General features: G+C 44.2%; 15 protein-coding genes and 2 pseudogenes. 6 read left to right on the top strand and 11 right to left on the bottom strand.

All coding sequences use genetic code 11. The features are described 5' to 3' along the window. Positions 1 to 784: 784 nt before the first annotated feature. From artM to artP, 4 genes are all read right to left on the bottom strand, one after another. Positions 785 to 1,453: an arginine ABC transporter permease ArtM gene (gene artM / locus AC3CH3_RS07700; RefSeq protein WP_065112560.1), complete on the bottom strand. Its 669-nt coding sequence runs from the start codon at positions 1,451 to 1,453 to the stop codon at positions 785 to 787. After that, positions 1,450 to 2,136, bottom strand: a complete 687-nt coding sequence (gene artQ / locus AC3CH3_RS07695; RefSeq protein WP_488538116.1) for an arginine ABC transporter permease ArtQ — start codon at positions 2,134 to 2,136, stop codon at positions 1,450 to 1,452. Before artQ ends, artM begins: the two co-directional genes overlap by 4 nt. Before the next feature lie 3 nt (positions 2,137 to 2,139). Further along, the gene (locus AC3CH3_RS07690) at positions 2,140 to 2,871 is read right to left on the bottom strand and encodes a lysine/arginine/ornithine ABC transporter substrate-binding protein (protein WP_054546341.1); all 732 of its coding nucleotides are present in this window, start codon (positions 2,869 to 2,871) and stop codon (positions 2,140 to 2,142) included. A gap of 139 nt (positions 2,872 to 3,010) precedes the next feature. Beyond that, on the bottom strand, positions 3,011 to 3,739 hold the full coding sequence (gene artP / locus AC3CH3_RS07685) for an arginine ABC transporter ATP-binding protein ArtP (protein ID WP_372384204.1): 729 nt from the start codon (positions 3,737 to 3,739) through the stop codon (positions 3,011 to 3,013). 562 nt (positions 3,740 to 4,301) lie between these two features. Here artP and AC3CH3_RS07680 point away from each other — a divergent pair. From AC3CH3_RS07680 to AC3CH3_RS07670, 3 genes are all read left to right on the top strand, one after another. Further along, entirely contained in the window at positions 4,302 to 6,125 is a 1,824-nt protein-coding gene (locus AC3CH3_RS07680; RefSeq protein WP_019820794.1) for an ABC transporter ATP-binding protein/permease, read from the top strand. Between the two features lie 180 nt (positions 6,126 to 6,305). Then, positions 6,306 to 6,770 (top strand): acyl-CoA thioesterase, encoded by a 465-nt coding sequence (locus AC3CH3_RS07675; protein ID WP_019820793.1) that lies wholly within the window; start codon positions 6,306 to 6,308, stop codon positions 6,768 to 6,770. A 158-nt stretch (positions 6,771 to 6,928) separates the two neighbouring features. Further along, complete coding sequence (locus tag AC3CH3_RS07670) at positions 6,929 to 8,266, top strand: IS4 family transposase (protein WP_488537130.1); 1,338 nt, start codon at positions 6,929 to 6,931, stop codon at positions 8,264 to 8,266. A 73-nt stretch (positions 8,267 to 8,339) separates the two neighbouring features. Here the strand turns inward: AC3CH3_RS07670 and AC3CH3_RS07665 are convergent, their stop codons facing one another. Then, on the bottom strand, positions 8,340 to 10,595 hold the full coding sequence (locus AC3CH3_RS07665; protein WP_488538115.1) for a peptidase U32 family protein: 2,256 nt from the start codon (positions 10,593 to 10,595) through the stop codon (positions 8,340 to 8,342). A 104-nt stretch (positions 10,596 to 10,699) separates the two neighbouring features. Here AC3CH3_RS07665 and AC3CH3_RS07660 point away from each other — a divergent pair, with 104 nt between their 5' ends. Next, positions 10,700 to 11,359 carry a glutathione S-transferase gene (locus AC3CH3_RS07660; RefSeq protein WP_019823532.1) on the top strand — a complete coding sequence of 220 codons (660 nt, stop codon included), beginning with the start codon at positions 10,700 to 10,702 and terminating at the stop codon, positions 11,357 to 11,359. A gap of 212 nt (positions 11,360 to 11,571) precedes the next feature. On the opposite strand, the gene AC3CH3_RS07655 is transcribed toward AC3CH3_RS07660, so the two are convergent. The 3 genes from AC3CH3_RS07655 to AC3CH3_RS07645 form a co-directional block, all read right to left on the bottom strand. Further along, positions 11,572 to 12,021 (bottom strand): GyrI-like domain-containing protein, encoded by a 450-nt coding sequence (locus tag AC3CH3_RS07655; RefSeq protein WP_029405539.1) that lies wholly within the window; start codon positions 12,019 to 12,021, stop codon positions 11,572 to 11,574. A gap of 67 nt (positions 12,022 to 12,088) precedes the next feature. Beyond that, positions 12,089 to 12,322: a hypothetical protein gene (locus tag AC3CH3_RS07650; protein WP_029405538.1), complete on the bottom strand. Its 234-nt coding sequence runs from the start codon at positions 12,320 to 12,322 to the stop codon at positions 12,089 to 12,091. 8 nt (positions 12,323 to 12,330) lie between these two features. Next, entirely contained in the window at positions 12,331 to 12,582 is a 252-nt protein-coding gene (locus AC3CH3_RS07645; RefSeq protein WP_488538114.1) for a Rho-binding antiterminator, read from the bottom strand. Between the two features lie 207 nt (positions 12,583 to 12,789). Here AC3CH3_RS07645 and AC3CH3_RS07640 point away from each other — a divergent pair. Both AC3CH3_RS07640 and AC3CH3_RS07635 read left to right on the top strand, forming a co-directional pair. Next, a pseudogene (locus tag AC3CH3_RS07640) lies at positions 12,790 to 12,945 on the top strand (c-type cytochrome); the annotation flags it as partial. Next, positions 12,899 to 13,078, top strand: a pseudogene (locus AC3CH3_RS07635) (BamA/TamA family outer membrane protein); the annotation flags it as partial. The pseudogenes AC3CH3_RS07640 and AC3CH3_RS07635, both read left to right, overlap by 47 nt. A gap of 171 nt (positions 13,079 to 13,249) precedes the next feature. Here the strand turns inward: AC3CH3_RS07635 and catB are convergent. The 3 genes from catB to AC3CH3_RS07620 all read right to left on the bottom strand — a co-directional run bounded on the left by catB (position 13,250) and on the right by AC3CH3_RS07620 (position 15,155). Further along, complete coding sequence (gene catB, locus AC3CH3_RS07630) at positions 13,250 to 13,876, bottom strand: type B chloramphenicol O-acetyltransferase (RefSeq protein WP_488538113.1); 627 nt, start codon at positions 13,874 to 13,876, stop codon at positions 13,250 to 13,252. Between the two features lie 93 nt (positions 13,877 to 13,969). Beyond that, complete coding sequence (locus tag AC3CH3_RS07625; RefSeq protein ID WP_265971498.1) at positions 13,970 to 14,701, bottom strand: glucose 1-dehydrogenase; 732 nt, start codon at positions 14,699 to 14,701, stop codon at positions 13,970 to 13,972. A 70-nt stretch (positions 14,702 to 14,771) separates the two neighbouring features. After that, positions 14,772 to 15,155 (bottom strand): nuclear transport factor 2 family protein, encoded by a 384-nt coding sequence (locus tag AC3CH3_RS07620; RefSeq protein ID WP_488538112.1) that lies wholly within the window; start codon positions 15,153 to 15,155, stop codon positions 14,772 to 14,774. Positions 15,156 to 15,378: the final 223 nt, after the last annotated feature.

Below are 15,378 nucleotides of genomic sequence, written 5' to 3'. Positions count from 1 at the left end.
CCACCAAACCCAAGACAGCATACCATAATCACCACTCTAAAACTTGACATCTAAAGTCGCAAGCGTTGGGAATCTGTCTTGAACACTTTGTTAGTTTGCCACCGCGATGAAGTCAAAGTTTAGCGCCAAGGTGCTGAACTAGATACAAAACTACTGGCTTAGAATGCAGATGTAAAATTGAAAACTACGGATCTAAACCCCAACCAACACACGAACTTGGCTAAGAAGACTTTCACTGAGCTCGACAACCACAAATACCAAACCCTAAGCTTTGCACTGAAGTCAAAACACCAAAGAAACAGCACCAAAGAACTTTGAGAAAAGAACCTTACTGACACGAAAGCAATGAATAACACGGCAGCCAATTAACCGAAAAACTGGCTACGTGTGATGAGAATTTCGATGATAAGTATTTGGGAGCTAACAGGTGAATAGCAAGAACACAGAACCAAGCTTTTAGACCATTAACGCTTTTCTACCCCTTGCAAACTAACAGCTATTAGACAGAATAATTCTGCATTTAAATACAGAATTATTCTATCTAGTTTCATATGGGTGAAACTCTACCACAATTAATCACAGTATTTCAGTGACTTAAAACATAGATAGGCTTATTGAATGACAAAATGCAGAATATTTCCATATAGTATGAATTTCGCAAAAAACCGAGCTACTGGATATAAAAACAGCACCCGTGCGCATACCCCAAACACAAAAAAGCCTGCCATTTATGCGAACATAAATGGCAGGCTTTATACGTTAATTAAACTTGTGAGTTACTAGCTTACGCCGCTTCGAATGCGAGGGCTTTCTTCTCTACTTGGCGGAAGATCAGCGTTAGTATGCCGTTTACTGCTAAGTAGAATGCGCCAGCAATGCCGAACACGGTGAGCGTGTCGTAGGTTTGGCCGTTGATACGCTGAGCGTAGCCCATCAAATCCATGATGGTGATCGTGCTTGCCAGTGACGTGCCTTTGAAGACTAAAATCACTTCGTTCGAGTATGCTGGAACGGCGCGACGTAGTGCGTATGGCAGCAACACTTTAAGCGTTGCGATTTTGTCCATGCCTAATGCGCGACATGCTTCCCACTGCCCTGCTGGAATCGCGTTGAATGCACCTCTGAACAGTAGCGTGCTGTATGCAGCGGTGTTCAAAGCTAATGCTAACATCGCGCAGAACCAAGGTTGGCTTAACCATGTCCATAGGAAGCTTTCACGAATCCAATCGAATTGACCTGGCCCGTAATACACCAAGAAGATCTGAACCAATAATGGTGTACCCGTGAACAACGTAATAAGGCCACGAGTGAACCAATGTATTACTGGTAATCTTAGGATCAGCGTTACAGTCATCAACAGTGACAAGATACAACCAACAAGCAATGACGCACCTGTGAGTTGAAGACTAGTCGCTAAGCCTTCAAGCATTTGAGAGAGGTATTGTTGATTCATGCCATTGCCCCTTTGTTACCCAAACCTTGAATAGAGAACGTACCATCAATCACTTTTACCAATCTTTGGGTGATTAAAGTGATGACCAAGTAGATTGCTGCGGCTGTCGCGTACCAAGTAAATGCTTCGTGCGTTGCCGCTGATGTTAGTTGCGCTTGTTTTAGCAAATCCGTTACACCAATTAGCGATACTAATGCGGTGTCTTTCAGTAACACTAACCATTGGTTGGTTAACCCTGGTAGCGCGTGTCTTACCGCTTGAGGTAACACGATACGAAAGAATGAACGAGACTGAGAAATACCAAGCGCGCTTGCTGCTTCTCTCTGCCCTTTGCTAACTGCTTTCAAAGCACCACGGATGGTTTGTGAAGCGTAAGAAGCAAAGATAAGTGACAGTGCAACAACACCAGATAAGAACGGGCTCACTTCGATGAAGTCGCCAGTGATCATAAACAGAACTTGTGTCGAACCAAAGTAGATAAACAGTACGACCAGAATTTCTGGTAAACCACGAACAATCGTCACAAATGCAGTCGTTGGCCATTTGATTGCAATACGACGAGACATCTCACCACTTGCAAACAAAACTGCTAGAACCAATCCAACCAATAGACTTACGAATGCAAGCTGAACAGTCATCCAGCTTGCTTCGACGAGCCCTAAAGAGTAACCCGTTAATTCCATAAATTACTTACCGAAGTACTTGTTGAAGATCTTGTCGTATTCGCCGTTTGCTTTTACTGCTGCAAGTGCAACGTTAAGCTGGTCTACAAGTTCTTGGTTGCTCTTGTTTACTGCGATACCAAAGCCGTTACCGAAGTACTCTTGGTTTGTTACTTGGTCGCCAACGTACGTTAGGTTATCTTCTTTCTTGAACCATTCTGCTACAACGGCTGTGTCACCGAACACAGAATCGATACGACCGTTTTTCATGTCGATGAATGCATCTTGGTAGCTTGAGTAAGGTACCGCTGTTACGCCAGTCATTTGCTCAAGTAGGAAGCTCTGGTGAGTAGAACCGTTTTGAACACCAACACGCTTACCTTCTAGTGCTGCTTGGTCTGCGACTTTGCCTTCGAAAGAGATGAATGCTGCAGAGTTGTCGTAATATGCGTTAGAGAAGTTCACTTGTTGAAGACGCGCTTCAGTGATGTCCATTGCCGAGATAGCCGCATCGTAACGTTTGAATTTAAGTGCAGGGATCAAGCTATCGAACGCTTGGTTATGGAAAGTACATGTCGCTTTAAGCTCTTCACAAAGTGCGTTTGCTAAGTCTACGTCAAAACCTTGAATTTGGTTGTTCTCATCCATGTATTCGAATGGTGCGTAAGTTGCTTCCATTGCGAATTTGATTTCTTCTTGCGCCGCGGCGTTGAAAGAAGCAAGGCCGATAAGTGAAGCTAGTAGAATCTTTTTCATGTTGTTACTCCGAATACTGTTTGATAGCGGCCTGTGGCCATTCTTATAATTTGATTGTTTTGATCGATGTTGTGTTTAGCTAAATCTAGAGAGTTAGGTGAATCTTATGCGTTAACTCAGATTTAGTGAGTCAACTAACCTAGTGAGTCAAATACTCGGCAAACTCAGGTGTCTTGGGATTAACGAATGAATCGCTAGTGCCGTGTTCAACGATGTACCCTTTCTCTAGATACAGAACGTGGCTAGCAATCTTCTTCGCGAAATCGACTTCGTGCGTCACGACTACTTGGGTAATGCCCGTTCCGCTCAATTCTTTAATAATGCTCACGACTTGGTTGGTGATCTCAGGATCAAGCGCCGCTGTTGGCTCATCAAACAACAACACATCCGGTTTCATCATCAGCGCACGTGCAATCGCAACACGCTGTTGTTGACCGCCAGACAGTTGAAGTGGCCAAGCGTCTGCTTTGTCGGCAAGTTGAAGTGTCTTTAGTACTTCTTGAGCTTGCTTAATCGCTTCTTGCTTATCCAAACCCGCAACTTTGGTTGGTGCTTCAATCAAGTTTTCCATCACCGTCATGTGTGGCCATAAGTTGTATTGCTGGAACACCATGCCGACTTTACGACGAAGTTTAAGCCCCTGCTTCTCTTGGATTTGGCTTGAAAAATCGAATTGCTCGTTCGCAATGTCTAATTCGCCGTTGTCCGCGATTTCAAGCAGGTTCAATACACGCAGTAATGAACTCTTGCCCGCGCCGCTTGGGCCAAGCAATACCAAGGTTTCGCCACTCTCACAGTCAAAACTGATGTCGTGAAGAACTTGGGTATCACCGTATGATTTGTTGATGCTCTTTACTTGAATACTCATGCCACAATACTGCATTAATTGTCATTTGTTGGTTATTCTATTCAATCCGATGTTTTATGCAAGAAAAATGTATAAAAAACTACTTTGTTGAATTTTTGTAACAAATATGGCACAAAAAACAGTCGCTATAACTGGTCTTACAACCAAAAATCGCAAGTCATTGATAAATTTAATATCGAGATAAATAGCAAACGTTTTACTATTAATTTATAAATAATTGCATGGTTGCTTGTTTATGTGTGCACTCTCCTATCAACGCCAATTTACTTGCATAAAAATCAGGGTTAAATCCCTTTCTTTCCTGTCGAACTGACTGGGTCAGAATGCTTAGTTTTCCTTTAAGGTCGTTTTGAATTATTCACTTAGTGTTGAGGAAATATTGGAAATTGAGTTTCCTGGGGAGCGTCACAGCGCAATAAATGCTTTAATGGGTTCTATTCTCAACAACAATTACTTCCCAGCGAACAACGCGCAGTACAGGCAATAAGTCATAAACCATAAGTAATTAGCCATAAGCAACAAGCCATCTATTTTTAAAGCGACAACACATTAAGGCAGTCATATGCAAAACGATGTCTCTTCTACGCTCGACTCAACTCAGCGATCGACTCAACAAGCACCAGAACCCAAATCTGAGAAAAAAAGCCTCAGTATTTTGTTTGAGCTGAGTAAATTCATTCAGCCTTATAAAGGTCGTGTTATTGCTGCGTTGATCGCGTTGATCTTCACGGCGAGCTTAACCCTTTCAGTCGGACACGGTATTCGCCTTCTTATCGACCAAGGTTTTAGCCAACAATCACTCTCAGATTTAGGAAGCGCGATTCAATTCATCATGGTCGTGGTTGTGTTGATCTCGATTGGTACTTTCTTCCGTTTCTATTTGGTTTCTTCTGTTGGGGAACGCGTGAGTGCAGACATTCGCTTATCGGTTTTCAATCATGTGGTGACGCTGCATCCGAGTTACTTCGAAACCAATGGCAGTGGCGACATCATGTCGCGCATTACAACGGACACCACTCTGCTTCAAAGCATCATTGGTTCATCGTTCTCTATGGCGATGCGCAGCGCGTTGATGTGTATTGGTGCAATCATCATGCTGTTTGCGACCAATATTAAGCTGACGTTGATTGTATTGGCCTCGGTGCCGTTTATCTTGATTCCGATTCTTGTGTACGGGCGTCGTGTGAGAGCCCTATCTCGCCAAAGCCAAGACTCGATGTCTGATGTCGGGTCTTATGCAGGTGAAGCGATTGAACATATTAAAACGGTGCAAAGCTATAGCCGCGAAGAGCAAGAGAAAGCGTCATTCGCGGTAGAAGTAGAAAAGGCTTATGAGATTGGCCGTCAGCGTGTAAAACAGCGTGCGATTCTTATCTCTGGCGTTATCGTGATTGTATTCAGTGCTATCGCAGGCATGCTTTGGGTTGGCGGCAGTGATGTCATCAACGGCACCATGTCGGCGGGTGATTTAGCGGCGTTTGTGTTCTACGCAATCATGGTTGCCTCGTCATTAGGTACGATTTCAGAAGTGATGGGCGAACTGCAACGTGCGGCAGGTGCAACCGAAAGATTAATCGAGATCCTACAAGTTGAAAGCCATATCGTTGCGCCAGTTGCGAACCCAACTTCGCTTGCTAACGTAACGCCAGAAGTCGCATTTGATGATGTGACCTTCTGTTACCCATCAAGACCAGACCAGCCCGCAACAAGTAACCTCACGCTCACAGCCCATGAAGGCAAAGTATTGGCATTGGTTGGCCCGTCTGGCGCAGGTAAAACCACCCTATTCGAACTGCTACAACGTTTCTACGACCCACAAGTGGGTAAAGTGACGTTAGGCGGCGTTGAACTGAATCAGTTTGACCCTAACGAGCTAAGAAAGCAGATGGCATTGGTGCCACAGCAACCTGCTCTGTTCAGTAACGATGTGTTCCATAACATTCGCTACGGCAACCCGCAGGCAACAGACGAGCAAGTTATCGAAGCGGCCAAGAAGGCACACGCGCACGAGTTTATTCAGAACCTACCAGATGGCTACAATAGCTTTCTTGGTGAACGCGGTGTAAGGCTTTCTGGCGGACAGAGACAACGTATTGCGATTGCACGTGCCATCTTGAAAGATCCAAATATTCTATTGTTGGATGAAGCAACCAGCGCACTAGACAGCGAAAGTGAGCACCACGTACAACAAGCGTTAGAAGAGTTAATGCGTGGCAGAACGACGATTATTATCGCCCATCGATTATCAACAATTAAACACGCCGACCAGATTGCAGTGCTCGATAAAGGACAGCTAGTAGACATCGGCGACCACCAGTCTCTCATCAATAGCTGCGAATTGTACCAACGCTTGGTTGAGCTGCAATTCAAACACCTTAGTGCGTAATCATTGAGTGGATGTGCAACTAAGTCACTGACATTGTGTGGTTTCAAGCTTCAAAAACTTAAATCACACGTGTTGCAGTTTTGTTAATTTAGCGGTAGGGTTTTTATTCCAATAACAACTTATTCCGATGAAGGATAAGTAAATAACGTTAATTACACAGATAAGAATAAGAGAGTTCGCATGGAAGCACTATTATCTGACTACCCGGTAGTAACAGAAATCCCTGTCGCTTGGGGAGAAATGGACGCACTCAATCACGTTAACAACGCCGTATATTTTCGCTATTTCGAAACCGCTCGCTTAGATTTTTTCAAGCACGTTGAGTTGATGGAAGAGATGGCGATTACCAAAGTTGGCCCTGTTCTTGGTGACACTTACTGTAAGTATTTCCGCCCAGTCACGTATCCAGATACCTTGATGGTTGGCTCACGTGTGACCGATATTCAAGATGATCGGTTCACAATGGAATACGCGATTGTCAGTAAGGCTCAACAAAAACTGACCACCGTTGGCACTGCGACTATCGTGATGTTTGATTTTGCTTCGAACCAAAAAGCCCTGCTCTCGCTGCGCTTAACCAATGAAATCGAAAAGATGAACACGTTGAAGAGTCCATGTTTCAAACAAGAAGCCTTGACGGAATAACGTATTCGCTGATTGAGAAAGACTCAGAAAGTTTAAGACATTAAAAAGGCCACTCGATTGAGTTAACACTGATCATTTAAGCATTTTCCTGATCAGTTGAACGATCCTACAGATGGTTAACAATACCCTTAAGCACTTTTGTTTAAGGGTATTTTTTTATGCTGTCACACTGGTTAATCGATGTTGACGATTTTGCTAATCCAGAATCTCTTTCTTTGTTCCAAAAAGACCTTCCGCTAGATTGGATAAACCAAGCTTTATCTGAAACGAATAAAGCGAGTATGCGCCGTAGAAAGCTACCCGCAGAACTCGTTGTATGGTTAGTCGTTGGTATTGGTCTATATCGAGATAGACCGATTACCGATGTACTCGATAAGCTCGACCTCAAATTGTCTAATTCATTGGGTGAAACGATTGCACCTAGTGCAATTCCTCAGGCAAGAAAACGCCTCACCGCTAAGCCTTTAAAGTCATTATTCTCAATCACAGCAAAGCACTGGACACAGTCGGAAGATGCGGGTGATAAATGGAATGGTTTGAGCCTATTTTCAATCGATGGCACACAGTTTAGAACTCACGATAACCCAAGCTTAGCTGAGCATTATCAATATGTTTACTACCGAAAAGACAGGCACACTGAGTACCCAATCGTTCGAATGTGCGCACTCACATCACTACGGAGTCGCCTTATTCATGATGTGGCTTTTGGGGATAGTTCTAAAGGTGAAATCAGCTATGCAAAAGATTTAATTTCATCAGCAGTTCCGAATTCATTGACCATTTTTGACCGTTGCTACTTGAGCGCAGAACTAATGCTTAACTGGCAACAAGAGCATGGAACAAGCCACTGGATGACGCCAATAAAGTCAAATGTGAAATATGAAATCATCGAGCAGCTCGATGATGATGGGCGAGATCTGATTGTGGAGATGAAAGTCTCTCCCCAGGCTAGAAAACAAGCCCCGAGTCTCCCTGAAACGTGGAAAGCTAGGCTAACTCTATATCCCGATGACGTTGAACAGCAACCCAATCATATACAAGGGCTGCTAACTTCTCTAACAGATAGAAAATACAGTTTAAAATCATTATTAGATGTGTACTTCGAAAGGTGGGAAATCGAGAATAGCTATGGCGAGATTAAGCATGACATGCTTGGAGATGAAATCCTGCTCCGCAGTCAATCTGTAGAGGGTGTAGAGCAAGAGATATGGGGTATCCTTATCGCGTATAACTTAATCCGTCTGGAGATTAGCCGAATAGCAAAAGAGGCTGAAGTCTCGCCACTTAGGATAAGCTTTACGATGGCACTTCGAGATATTCAAGATGAGCTAATGTGGTGTGCTATCGCCTCCCCAGGTTCGGTTCCCAAAAAGCTGCGAGCAATGAGAGAGCGAGTGAAACGTTATATTTTGCCCGAAAAACAAAAACGGCCCAAAGATAGGACCGTTCGTTTTAGTAAGACTCGCTACACTGTGCTATCTAAACACCTTAAATGATAGGTGTTGACTCGATTGAGTGGCCTTTTGTTTATTGGTTCAGAGTGCTTATAAGCAGTTACGCATTTAAGCGTTATAAACCTTGTACGTACTGAGCGTTAGTTCGAACTTCTACCATCTGCTCTAGGTTCTGTTGTGAACCTTCAACGCCGTTAAGTAGCGCTTCGAAATGCTTGATAAGCTCAACTTTGTCTTTCACTTCTTTAGAACCCGCACCGATGTTGGTTAGGTCGATGAAGAACTCGTCGAACAGACCAGAGAAGTCAGTTACTGCGTCGTGGTTTAAGAACTGCTCGTGATTGTAAATGCTTGGGTAGCCACCCTTCTGCTTATCAACCGCGAAAGAGATGCCTTTCACGTTGGTGATCGTGGTCGCTTTCTCACACTTCAACATACAACCTGCTTCGATGCTTGGCTTGTTACAACCCACGGTTCTTTGGAAGAAACACTGACGGCTGGTCATCATCAAGATTGGGTGGTAAATGCTGTAGAACAGTTTGAAGTTCTCTGGGCGACGAATATGACGAATCTGACCTTTGTTGATCTCGTTCGAAATGAATGCGCCGGCACAGTTAAGCTCTTCTTTCAGAGTAACCAGTGCGTGAGAGTTGGTTGTGTTCATGAACGGGCCTGCAACCCACTCAATTCCCATCTCGTAAGCTTTGTAAGCAATACCCGTGTTGTTAGTCACGATGCGAGCTGGCTTGATCTCTTCTAGAATACGAACCGCTTCATCGTAATCTTTACCGATCAATACCGCTGGGAACCAAGGAATCAAACGTGGGTTTGCTGCCAATATGTCGATGTACTTGTTACAACGCTTCTTGAAGCTTTCTGGAAGTTTGAAGTAAACATCCGCGTCAGTCACGTCACACAGGTGTAAGTCTTCTACATCGGCGATAAGCATCGACATAGTCGGCTTCTCGTTCACTTTAGGGTGCTGAGGCAGTGCTGGCACTTCAACGTGCTTAATCACTTCCACAGAGCCGTTCAGAATGAAGTCGATCTCGTCTTTCAGGTCTGAAACTTCTTTAAGAGGAATCAGCAAGCCCGCATCCACTTCGCTGAAGTCGTGGCTTTCTAGCGTGTGAACCGCACTCTTCACGTTTTTGAATCGCTTCTCAAGTAGCTCTTGAGTGATCGCCTTCTCTTCAACCGCTTTCAATAGCGATTTAGAGTGAAGGGTAAAGTTCTCTTTAGGCGTGTTCACAGTCACCGTAAATGGTTGACCCACTTTTGCACTGAACGACAGGGCTACTGGTGTCTTGCGAATATCGAGGAACTCGATCTTGTCACGCATTTCGTTACCAAGAACGTCTTTCGCTTGGTGAAGTTCGTTCGTCACTTCTTGAATCTGTACAACCGAGATTTCGTTGTTCTGTTCCGTCGCTTTCTCAACAGCGTAGTTCATGCTGTTGTCGCGCGGGTTATCGATAAACATGTCTTTCGTTAGATTGCCCTTTAGGAAAGAGTTGGTGAAATCACGGTTGAATACTTTGTGCAGGTTCGAATCGTCTTCGATCAACAAACCACTTTCTACAAAGCTATCAATCTGTTTACGCCATGTGTCTACCACAGTGTAAACGTAGTGTGCGCCTTTAATACGGCCTTCTACTTTCAATGAGTCGACTTTCGCGTCAACCAATTCAGGTAGGTCGTAGTAAGCTGAGTTATCTTTCAGGTTAAGTGGGAACTTGTTGCCCGCGTTGGTGATTTCGTATTCATCACGACACGCTTGGCTACAACGACCACGGTTACCTGAGTTACCCACACTTACTGAGCTTGAGTAACATTGACCAGAGAATGCAATACACAGAGCGCCGTGTACGAACACTTCGGTTAGTACATCATGGTCGTGTGCTACTTCCGTCAGCATCTTGATTTCAGGCAGGTTCAACTCACGAGACAAGTTAACGCGCGTCGCGCCAATCTTAGACAAGAACTTAATCTGGCCTTCGTTGTGCGTTGTTAACTGAGTCGACGCGTGAACGTCTAATGATGGGAAATGCTTCTTAACCAGGTTGAATAAACCCAAGTCTTGAACAATGATGCCATCCACTTTGGTGTTCACAAGCTGGTTCAGCAGTTTGGTGATGCTCTTAGTCTCGTGCTCCAGTAGCACAACGTTAAGAGTCAGGAACACTTCACAGCCGTATTCATGAGCAAGGCGAATCACACCATTCAATTCGTCTAACGATAGGTTAGAGGCTCTGTTACGAGCGTTGAATGTGTCTAAACCACAATAAACTGCATTAGCACCCGCTACGATGGCGGCTTTTATCGCTTCTACATCGCCACCTGGGGCTAATAACTCAATTTTTCTGCTCATTTTTGAAGTCGCTCACTTACTTATAATTTTTAAGCCGCGTATTCTACCCACATCACGATCTCTTTACCACCGTACAACACTTTTCAAACTAAATGACCTCAATAATGCCGAACGAATCCGAACTACCTATCCTTTATTCCTTGCGCCGTTGCCCTTATGCAATGCGCGGACGAATGGGTATCGCACTATCACAACAAAAAGTGTTACTTCGAGAAATCGTTACCAAAGACAAGCCTAGCGAACTATTGGCCAGTTCGCCAAAAGGAACCGTACCTGTATTGGTGTTACCCAATGGACAAGTCATTGAACAGAGCTTAGATGTGATGAACTGGGCACTTCAACAAAATGATCCTCAAGATCTTCTGCGTTCAAGCAATACAGCGCTTAGCGAACAAGTTCAGCTGCTCATTAAAACCAACGACGAAGAATTTATTGGTCACTTAGAAAAGTATCGTGCATCTGTTCGTTACCGAAACATCGATGTTGAACAACGCCGACAAGCCTGCGAAACCTTCATTAGTCAGTTAGAAGCGCGACTCACCGATCAGCCCTACTTTTTTGGAGAAACCCCAAGCTTAGCCGACTTTGCTGTGATGCCTTTTGTCAGCCAGTTTGTACGAGTCGAAAAGAAGTGGTTTGTGAAATCGGAATATCAAAACGTAGGACGTTGGTTAAGAGCGCACCTCGAAAGTAAGCTCTACACCCAAGTCATGAAGCAATACCCTTTGTGGAATGAAACCAAGCAAGATTGTGTTTTTGGATGACTTAAGAGAATTTTGGGTAACTTAAGGGTATCTGGGGTGATCTAGGGGAATTCAGGGTTAGATAAGGCGTGGGTATTAAGGTAATTACGTGACACTGTATCTTCTTTGTAATTAACCGGTATTCAAAGGCTTAGCTGTCTATTTACCGATAACTACTGTCTCTTAACTAGCGACCACAGTCTAAGCTAAGCCTTTTGTTCATTTCAAACTGATCACTGAATCGCGATCGAAATCTCGACTTCAGTTTCACCTTTGTAGAATTCAAAGTCTGTCGTGTAAGTTCTCACATGCGGGCAGTCTGCAGCGTTGAAATACGCCCACACTTCACCCCATAGATCGATCACAGCTTGAGGGAGTTCACCTTCAGCAGAAAATGTTAAGTACTTACCCGCCTCTATTTCGGTTTCTATAAGCGCATCTAAATTGTTATCCGTAAGTGCATTCGTACACGCAATAACATCAAACTCGCCCGTAAAGTCAGACTCGTAGTTAGTGTAAACGCCATACACTTTTGAATCCGGTGTTAATTTCGGAAATGCTTGGTCAAAAAAGCCCTGCCACAATTGCCCTATCTTGGCTGTTGCTGGGTCCATCTCATCCGTATTGGTGGTTCTTACTGAAAAACCATACGCCTTCACGGCTTCAATCGTTTCTACTTTCATTCGTTTTATTCCTAAGCCAATCGACGATCTAACTGTATTGAATCCAATGTTTTGTAAGATAACAATACTAATCTTGTATCTCTTTATGGCCACACTTTTCACAGACAAGGTGACGAGAAAACTCATCCATTGACGCGATAAACGGGCCAAGGAACCAACCTTTTATCATGCCTGCCCAAAACTCGCTTCGCTTTTGGTTAGGTTTGTCTGCAAACGCACTCTTCTTGCGAACCAATATAACGACATGCTGTGTGTCTTCTCTGCACGCGGTGCAATAGCATTGTTCTATGGTGTTATTCATTTGAAAGCCTACGACGTTTTGAATGAAACATGCTGAAAGTGAGGGTTGTCGACACCGACATCTAGTGTCGCTATTTGAGTTAAAACGACAAGTTGTTGCTCGCCTTGAATACTGACTTTAATGCACTCTTCACGGCTATCATTGCGTTGAGTATCTAACCCGACACATTCAATCTGCTCGCCAGACTTCAGCGTTAACTTGATTGGGTATCGGTGCATACACACAATCTCAATATAATCGTAATCGTTGCAACTAATCATAATACCCCTCCAATTCATCCACCAGGCTAATGCGGCACGCCATACTATGCAACATGCATATAATCAATCATTTACCTAAATCACATTGATGGTCATCCGTAGTCAAACCTGCATTTGAATTCGGGCTAATCAAGCTTTCTCATTCACGTTTCTTTTACTCACGCCTGATTATTCTTTCAATGTTAAATAATAATCGAGAATAGAATAATGAAAACCATCAACCATTTACACGTGTTAGCTTTCTTGGGTTTAGTCGCCTCAATGATGGCGTTTAATGCAAGTGCTGCCTCAGAAGTCGATGCGAGTCACTTCGCCAATGGCAAAACCAAATATCGACAGCTTTGTCAGGTGTGTCATGGCGACACACGCCGTCAGCTTTATCGATGAAATTGATGGCCAACTCGATATGGGAGAATACCTCGCAGAAAATGCCTACGGTTTTCTTCCTGTTCCAATTCTCATTACAGAGCCCGCAGTAGGGTACGGTGGCGGCTTCCGTTACCTTATCGCAAGACGCTATGGTCTGATTTCAGGGATTGATATTGCGTTCAGTGAAGAAGATACCGCCCTCTACTTCCAAGTCGGTGCAGGTATCTAATTCATTACGCTGTGCTTGCCCGATAAACTAACGCGGCAACGATGAGACAAAGTGCTCAGGTAACAGCGATTACTTGAGCGCTTTCCAATATTGATAAAGCCCATCGATATCTGAAGAGCACATCAACGACATTGCGCCTTTGATCTGTTCTTCGCTCCACTCCCACCATTTCATTTCTAACAACTGAGCAATTTCAGTTTCATTGAAACGATAACGGATGTGACGCGCTGGGTTTGAACCAACAATCGAGTATGGTACAACGTCTTTAGTCACAACAGCTCGACTTGCGACGATTGCTCCGTCACCGACCTTAACACCACTCATGATCATGGCTTCTGTGCCAATCCACACATCGTTACCAATCAAGGTATCACCAGAGCGTTCGAAGCCGTCTATCGCATCTTCAAATTTCTCGTCGTCTTGATAGAAGAACGGGAAGGAACTCACCCACTGATTTTGGTGACCTTGGTTGCCCGCCATCATAAATACAGCGCCAGAACCAATCGAACAATAGCTACCGATGATCAGCTTATCGATGTCGGTTCTATCCGGTAATAGGTAACGCGCACAGTCATCAAAACTGTGGTGATGGTAGTAACCCGAGTAATAGCTGTGCTTGCCTACGATGATGTTTGGGTTGGTCACTTGTTCTTTGAGTGACTTTCCGACAAACGGACTCTCAAAATAGTTTTTCATGTTTGTACTCTTAGTTTCGTTCTTTTAGTTAGGTACTTTTGTTGCGTGTTTATGGTTTTTACTGGTCTATCTTAGTGTAAAAGCTAACGAGCCCTATCGCCCGCCCGCAATATCAATGAATGATCCAGTTACATAAGAAGCTTCGTCTGACAGTAACCACGCAATAGAGTTAGCGACTTCTTCTGGCGTGCCACCTCGTTGTAGCGGCAGTTGCGAGGCTAATCTATCAACTCGCCCAGGCTCTCCGCCGTCTGCGTGCATTTCAGTGTAGATACAACCTGGCCTTACACCATTAACTCGGATATTACGCGCAGCCAATTCAAGCGATAAGCCTTTGGTTAGTGAATCCATCGCACCTTTCGATGCTGCGTAATCCACATATTCAAACGGCGCTCCTGTGCGAGAAGCAGCAGATGAGACATTCACGATAGAACCTGCACCGTCCGCTTGTTTGATAAAGGCTTTACTGCACAGGAAACAGCTTGATACATTCGATTTCATCACCTTCTCAAAGCGATCCAATTCGATGTCAACTAATGGTGACTGAGTAAACAAGATCCCGGCATTATTGACCAAGTGAGTCACTGGACCTAGCTTGTTACGAGCAATCTCGAATAAGGATTTCACGTCCGATTCAACAGACACATCCGCACGCACGCTTATGGCGGTTCCGCCTTGTTCACGAATCTCGTTCACTAGATCTTCAGCTCGTGACTCATTGTGTATGAAGTTAACGCATACAGCATAGCCTTTACTGGCCAACAATTTAGACGTCGCTGCGCCAATGCCTCGGCTTCCGCCTGTTACAATCACTACCTTGCTCAATGAAACCTCCTAATGCCACTTGTTTGTTATAACCTGATTTTTCGTCACAAACTGATCGTATCGATACAAACTAATTGCTCGATACAACCTCAACCCACTGCGATCGCCACGCCGGCGCTTCGAATGGGTCTGGCCAAAACTCAGTTTGCTTTTGAATTAAACCTTCAACGACCGTGTGAAAGGTGAACACTCGGCCTTTCAACACACTGTCAGTGACCGAAACGTCCGTTACTACGGTATCACCTTCACAGACAATTGAATTGAGCGTGAACTCCCAAACACCATTTGCTGGATATTCAGAGTTGATTGCCGTGAAGTTGTCGCGCCCTACCGTCAATTCAGACGACTGAGGCCAATAGCCTTCAAAATCTGCGGCTAGCCATTCACTCGCCTTTGCAAAATCATTACTGCGCATTGCATCCCAAAATCCTAATACCACTTGCTTTGGTGTCATTTTTAATCCTATGTGTTGGTTATTAGTCTGTTTTCAAACACATTAACGGGAGATATGTAACACAGCAAATATCCGGTTCTATAAATTACGAAAACCGAGCTATGCCGCAAGATTTGAATCATTAACGATGTGGCCAATGCTCTCATCTATGTTTGAAGGCGTTACTAGACAGCTCAATTTTAGAGGCAGCTCTGTTGTTTATGCTCACCGATACAAACTGAAT

It is taken from the genome of Vibrio sp. QJM3NY_35 (assembly GCF_057785915.1).
Note: the sequence above shows the minus strand (reverse complement) of the source record. Positions and strands in the feature narration are given on the sequence as shown.